Origin of the sequence: Microbacterium sp., from assembly GCF_039812165.1 — a bacterium.
Classification (GTDB): Bacteria; Actinomycetota; Actinomycetes; order Actinomycetales; family Microbacteriaceae; genus Microbacterium.
Genome location: NZ_JBDIAB010000170.1, coordinates 1 through 6,149, shown reverse-complemented (window position 1 = coordinate 6,149; position 6,149 = coordinate 1). Strand labels below are relative to the sequence as shown.

The window sequence follows — 6,149 nt, the reverse complement described above, 5'->3', positions numbered from 1 at the left end:
CTTCGACGTCGCCGCTCGTCCACGCCCGGTGGTAGTCCTGCACGATGTCGTACGCCGTCTCGGTCGCCATGGGGTGCTCCGTTCTCTCGGGTCGGTCGTCTCTGCGCGTCTTCCGGTGGCTCTGCGCGGTGTGCTCAGTCCTCGAGCGGATGCCAGTGGTCGGTCCCCGCGTCGCCGCCCGCCGCCGCGACGGCGAGGCGCGGCAGGAAGTGCGCCCACCCGTCGGCGTGGCCACGCACCTCCGACTCCGGCAGGCCGGAGTGCGTCAGCTCGACGCGCGTGCCGGCGTCGATGGGAACGAGCCGGAACTCGACCGTCGATGCTCCCGCGGGCAGCGCCTCGCTCCCCGCGACTCCCCACGACACGACGACGCGGTGCGGAGGCTCGACGTGCAGGTACTCGCCGCGGATGGCGTAGCCGGCGATGTCGACCGCGAAGCCTCCGCCCGGCGTCGGGTCGAGCACCGCGTACTGGCCCATCCACGCGGTCATTCCGGCATCCGTCGTGAGGTACTCGAACACCGTCTCGGGGGCGGCGGCGATGTCGATCGAGTCGCGGAACTCAGCCATGGTCGGCGCCCTCCCGGGCTTCGATGACGGACTTCAGCGCGGCGAGCCGGCCGGGCCAGAAGTCGTCCAGGTACGAGCGGACCGCGGCGAGGCCGTCGGTGCTCACCGCGAACAGGTGGCGCGTGCCCTCGCGCGCGCCGATCGCGAGCCCCGCCTTCTGCAGCACGCCGAGGTGATGCGAGGTCGTCTGCTGCGACAGTCCGACGCGTTCGGCGATGGCGCCGACCGGCAGCGCCTCGGTTCGGATGACGCGCAGGATCGACCGGCGGTTGCCGTCGGCGAGGGCGCGCAACGCGAGGTCGAGCTCGGCTGTCGCTGCACCCATCGTCGACTCCTCCCGATCGGATGAGCCGAGCGTAGCACAAATATGCACTTGTACTTATGTCTGTGTGTTCAATCGCGCGTCCCGTCAACGGTGCGGTCGGCGTCGACGGCCTTGCGGAAGAGCTCCGCCCACGCGTCGAGGCGGTCGGCGAGCTCGGGCGGCTCGTGGATCGTGAACGATGCGCCGAGGCTGCCGAGGACGAACGCGGCCCAGTCGAGCGACTCCGCATGGAGCACCAGGCGGCTCGTGCCGTCGGCATCCTCCGTGACCTCTCCCCACTGGCCGGCCTCCGCGCGCACGCGATCGACGGGGGCCGCGATCGTGACGTCGACACGATGACGGGCGGATGCCGTGACGATCCCCGCCGTGACGAACGCCGCGGCGTCGCCGCCGGGGACGGCGCGCGGACGGAACCGGCGCCGCGTCGGGGCGACGTCGGCGACGCGGTCGACGCGGAAGGTGCGCCAGTCCCCCACGCCGGTGTCGAAGGCGACGAGGTACCACAGCGCGCCGTGCGGCACGAGCGCGTGGGGCTCGACCTGGCGGCCGCTCTGCTCGCCGTGGCGCTTCCGATACGCGAAGGCGACGGCCTCGTGGTCGCGGCAGGCGGCGGCGAGCGCGGTGAGCACGCCGATGTCGGCGTCGCGACGGGTGGAAGCAGTCTGCTCAGAGCGGGGCATGGCGGCGTGCAGGTCGTCGGCCGCGCGGCGAAGCCTCGCGGGAAGCACCGCGACGACCTTCGTCAGCGCGCGCACGGCCGCGTCGGCGATATTGTCGGCACCGCGGTCGGCGATGCGCCGCAGGCCGAGCACGACGGCGACGGCCTCTGTGTCCTCCATCACGAGCGGCGGCAGGGAGCCTCCGGGTGCGAGCTGGTACCCTCCGCCGACGCCGCGATGCGCCTGCACCGGATACCCCAGGTCGCGCAGTTGCTCGACGTCGCGGCGCAGCGTGCGCGGACTGACCTCGAGGCGGCGGGCGAGCTCGTCGCCGGGCCAGAACCGATGGTTCTGCAGCAGCGAGAGCAGTTCCAGCACGCGGGTCGAGGTGGACATGATCTCAGGATATTTCTGATAGCGGTCAGATATCGACCGCTATTGCCGAGAGGCTTGAAGCAATCGAAAGGAGGACACCATGTCCGCTCACATCCCCGCCGCTCCTCAGGGATCCGCCACCGTCGATCCGTTCATCTGGACCGACGACGCCGTCGGTCTCATCGACTTCCTCGTCGCCGTCTTCGACGGTGCGGAGCTCGCCGATGCCCGCACCGCCGACACCGACGGTCTGGTGCTGCACTCCGAGGTCGTCATCGGCGACTCGACCGTGACGGTGGCCGATCGCAAGCCCGGCTGGCCGTACACGCCGGCGTTCGTACGGGTCTACGTCGACGATCCGGCGGAGGTCCTCGCTCGCGCCGAGGCGCGCGGCGGCCGGATCGTGACGCGGCCGACCGAGTTCTTCGGCGACGTCCTGTCCCGCTTCGCCGACCCGTTCGGACACCTGTGGTGGGTGTACCGGCACAACCCCGGCACCGCCGTGTGGGACGACCAGGGCGAGTGGGACTCGACAGACGCGGATGACGCGGACTCCGCCGACTCCGCCGACTCGTGGGAGTCGTACACCTCCCCCGAGCTGGAGTACATCCACTCGACGCTGATCGAGGCCATGAGCAGTCTCCGCGATCCCCGCAGCGTCTGAGGCCGTGAGGCGGGTGCCGATCGCGTGACGGCATGCACCGACGAGTGTTCATGCGATCAGCTTCCGGAGGAGGCGGGTGCGGGATCGCGTGACGGGTCGCCATCGGCCGGTGGGGTCGAACCAGGGAGGCGCCTTGATCTCGGGCACGCCGTCTCTCATGCGGATCCGCCATGGCCCCGAGTCGATGAACCGATGGTGGAACCAACACAGCAGAACCCCGTTGTCGGTGTGCGTCGGGCCGCCCTTCGCGTGGTCGGTGACGTGATGGATCTCGCACCAGGCGGCGGGAACGCCGCAGCCGGGGATCAGGCATCCGCCGTCGCGGGCGGCGATCGCACGGCGCTGGTGCCGGTTGAACACGCGTTCCTCGGTGCCCAGGCGCACGACACGGCCGTCGTCGTCGTGGACGAGACGCTGCACCACCCCGCTGCACGCCACGCGCATCGCGGTCTGGATCGGCACGGGCGCGTCGCAGCCCTCGAGGAACGCCCACCCGTCCCCGCGTGCGAGGTCTTCGGCGCGCGCCGTCACCACGAGGGTGGGCGCCGCGCCGCCGATCGTGGGCAGCTCGCCGCTGGCTGCGGCGGCGAAGAGCGCGGCGGCGAGCGCGTCGTGCTGCTTCTGCGGCCGGGTCCGCTCGTCGAGCACGTTCAGATTCTCGTCCCCGCTGCCCGTGTCATCGCCGCTGGCAGCGACATCCCCGCTGCTGGCGGTGAATCTGACGCCGCCACCGTCGACATACGGGGAGCAGACGGCGTCGCAGATGCGCTGGAACTGCGCCGCGACCTCGGGCAGCAGCGCCCCGCGCATCGGGACCACCCCGTCGCGCGCCCGCCCGAGGACCACTCCCCTGTGTCGTGCCGCGTCGCGATCGCGCGGCTCCGCGCCGTCCTGATCCAGCGCCACCGCCCACACCTGCGCCTGCACCTTGAGGAGGTCCGCGCACGCCGGCGGGCCGGCATCCGCCCCCTCACCCCGCGCGGCCGCGGCGAGCAGCTCATCGGCGAGCAGCACCTGCTCGCGCGACGCGCGGTCGGCCGCGCCCAGCAGCGGGCCCGCGACCGCGAGGATGCCGTCCACTCCGGTCTCGCCGTCGAGCATCGCCTGCCGCATCGCGGGCAGCCGCGCCGGCCCCGCCTGCCCGGTGAACCCGTCCCACCGCGGCGCGACGGCCTTCGCGGACCGCTCCAGGCGTGCCGCGGTCTGCGGTGCGCAGCGGGTGAGCCGCTGCACCAGCTCGCTCACGTTGTGACAGCCCAACCGCGTCGTCAGCCGCTCGTCGCGCACGGGCGATTGCGACCGCTCCACGACCTCACCGACCGCCTCGACCAGCAACGCCTCCACGACCCGCAGGAGGTCGCCCCCACGGCGCACGACGTGGGCCAGCTCACCATCTCCCGCCCCGTGCAGGCCGGCACCGGAGAGCACGCTGCCGACGACCTCGGAGACCTGCGACTGCAGGTCATCGAGGATGTCGACGAGGCTTTCCATGCCTCTATTCTTGCGAGGGGTTCCGACATCGGAACCCCAGATCGAAGCGAGAAAACAAATCTGTGGAGAACCCGTTGTCCACAGGCTTGGATGCGCTCGATGTCGGGCGTCAGCCACCTCCAGGGCGGTCGCGCCAGCCCGTCAGGAACGTGCCGGCAGGGTGCGCAGCACGAGAAGAGCCGGCCGATCACCGCGGCGAGGAGGGACGCGCTAGAACTGCTTGCCGGTGCCGAGCAGGGCCGGGATGTCGGCGGCCGTCGGGGCCGGCTCGGGGAGGGGTCTCCGGCCCTCCGCGCGAAGACCGTCGAGCAACAGGATCAGGTAACGACGCCAGACCTCGGGGTGCACGCTTCGGCCCATCGCGTATGCGGGGCCGAGGAGGGCGAAGACGGCCGCGACATCCTCCGCGACCGCGTCGGGCCGGACCGCCCCCGCCTTCTGGGCGCGGTCGAACAGACGCCGAACGGCCGCCACGATGCGGGGCCAGATCTCCGCCTGCGCCTCACGGTCCCCCTGGCCGGTCAAGGTCTCGTAGAGGCCCCGATCGGATGCCTGGCGCTCGGCGACCCGCTCGAAGAACTGGACGAGCGCCGCCCACGGGTCGGCGACGTCCAGCGCCTCGTGGGCGTCGGTGACGATCTGCTCGGTCGCCCCTCGGAGGACTTCGGCGGCGAGGGCGTGCTTGTTCGGGAAGTGGCGGTAAGCGGTCCCGGTCCCGAGCCCCGCGTGACGTGCGACGTCGTCGAGCGTGGCCTCGAAGCCGCGCTCGGCGAACACCTCGCGCGCCGCGTCGACGAGCAGCTGTCGGTTGCGCACGGAGTCGCGTCGCGCCGGCCTGCTCTCCGATGTGCTCATACTGCGATCCTGTCACCCTCCGCGGCACGTGTCGGATCCTCGGCCCCTCAGGAAGCCGCTCCATGCGCGATCAGGCTCCTGGCGCAGTCCACGACGGTCTCCTCCGCCGGCCGCGGCACCCAGCCGAGCGTGCGCTCCGCCTTCGCGGTGCTGTGCCGGTTGCGGCGGCCGAGCGAGACCGAGATCGCCGCAGAGACGGGTCGAAGACCGACGCGATCCGCACCGCGAAGTCAGGCAGCACTCGGGTGGAGACCTTCGCCGCGGCATCGCCGAGCTGGTCCTCGAGCACCCTGGCGATGTCGCCCATCCAGACGAACGGGCCGGTGCCGAGGAAGCGCTCGCCGGCCGCGTCCGGCGAGGTCATGGCGCGGATGTGCAGGTCGACCAGATCGCGCACGTCCACGACCTCGAGCCCGATCCGAGGCACGCCGCGCATCGTGCCACGGAGCATCCGTTGAACGATGGATGCCGTGCCCACGTCGTCGCCCGTCAGAACCGGCCCGAGCACCGCACCGGGCAGCACCGTCGTGAGCTCGGTCGTGCTCGGGCTGGAGGACATGAAGTCCCACGCGGCCTTCTCGGCGAGCGTCTTCGATCGCCGGTACGCGGGCAGCGACGGGTCGTCGATCGTCCACAGTGTCTCGTCCGTCACGCCCTCCGAACGGTACGAGGTCGGACTGGCGGCATTGGCCGCAGAGGTCATCACGACGCGTCGGACGCCGGCGCGCGTCGCGGCGCGCAGCACCCGGAGTGCGCCTTCGCGCGCCGGCACGATCAGCGCGTCGGCATCCGCCCGCTCGTCGCCGAGCGGCGACGCGACGTGGAGGACGTGATCGATGCCGTCCATCGCGGCATCCCATCCCCCGTCGTCCAGCAGGTCGGCCTGCGCGAAGCTCAGCCGATCGCCGGCCTCGGTCTCGGTCGCCACCGCGGCGCGCACCCTCGCCTCGCCGCCCGGCGATCGGACCGTCGTCCGCACCTCGTAGCCGCGCTCCAGCAGCCCGACGATCGTCCATCCGCCGACGTAGCCCGTGCCGCCCGTGACCAGCACTCTCTCGCTCATGTTCGTGTCCCCTCTATCGGAGACATCGCCTCCGTTTATTCAGGGTAGCACGAAGCGGAGATAGTGTCTCCGATAGTGTGCACCGTGAGCATCGACGTCCGTGCGTGGCGGCGAGTCACCCTGCGTGCGCGCAGGGTCCGTCGACGTT

General features: G+C 71.6%; 7 protein-coding genes. 1 reads left to right on the top strand and 6 read right to left on the bottom strand.

Going from position 1 to position 6,149, the window contains the following annotated elements; genetic code table 11:
- Positions 1-134: 134 nt before the first annotated feature.
- The 3 genes from WML84_RS11920 to WML84_RS11910 all read right to left on the bottom strand — a co-directional run bounded on the left by WML84_RS11920 (position 135) and on the right by WML84_RS11910 (position 1,949).
- Positions 135-569 carry an SRPBCC domain-containing protein gene (locus tag WML84_RS11920; protein ID WP_347346362.1) on the bottom strand — a complete coding sequence of 145 codons (435 nt, stop codon included), beginning with the start codon at positions 567-569 and terminating at the stop codon, positions 135-137.
- On the bottom strand, positions 562-894 hold the full coding sequence (locus tag WML84_RS11915; protein WP_347346361.1) for a metalloregulator ArsR/SmtB family transcription factor: 333 nt from the start codon (positions 892-894) through the stop codon (positions 562-564). Before WML84_RS11915 ends, WML84_RS11920 begins: the two co-directional genes overlap by 8 nt.
- Positions 895-962: 68 nt before the next feature.
- Positions 963-1,949 (bottom strand): YafY family protein, encoded by a 987-nt coding sequence (locus WML84_RS11910; RefSeq protein WP_347346360.1) that lies wholly within the window; start codon positions 1,947-1,949, stop codon positions 963-965.
- A 79-nt stretch (positions 1,950-2,028) separates the two neighbouring features.
- Between WML84_RS11910 and WML84_RS11905 the strand changes: the two genes are divergently transcribed.
- Complete coding sequence (locus tag WML84_RS11905; protein ID WP_347346359.1) at positions 2,029-2,592, top strand: VOC family protein; 564 nt, start codon at positions 2,029-2,031, stop codon at positions 2,590-2,592.
- A 48-nt stretch (positions 2,593-2,640) separates the two neighbouring features.
- Here WML84_RS11905 and WML84_RS11900 read toward each other — a convergent pair whose 3' ends face one another.
- The 3 genes from WML84_RS11900 to WML84_RS11890 all read right to left on the bottom strand — a co-directional run bounded on the left by WML84_RS11900 (position 2,641) and on the right by WML84_RS11890 (position 6,001).
- Entirely contained in the window at positions 2,641-4,083 is a 1,443-nt protein-coding gene (locus WML84_RS11900) for a DUF222 domain-containing protein (protein WP_347346358.1), read from the bottom strand.
- Between the two features lie 210 nt (positions 4,084-4,293).
- Positions 4,294-4,938, bottom strand: a complete 645-nt coding sequence (locus WML84_RS11895; protein ID WP_347346357.1) for a helix-turn-helix domain-containing protein — start codon at positions 4,936-4,938, stop codon at positions 4,294-4,296.
- A 70-nt stretch (positions 4,939-5,008) separates the two neighbouring features.
- Positions 5,009-6,001, bottom strand: a complete 993-nt coding sequence (locus tag WML84_RS11890) for an NAD-dependent epimerase/dehydratase family protein (RefSeq protein WP_347346356.1) — start codon at positions 5,999-6,001, stop codon at positions 5,009-5,011.
- Between the last annotated feature and the right edge of the window lie 148 nt (positions 6,002-6,149).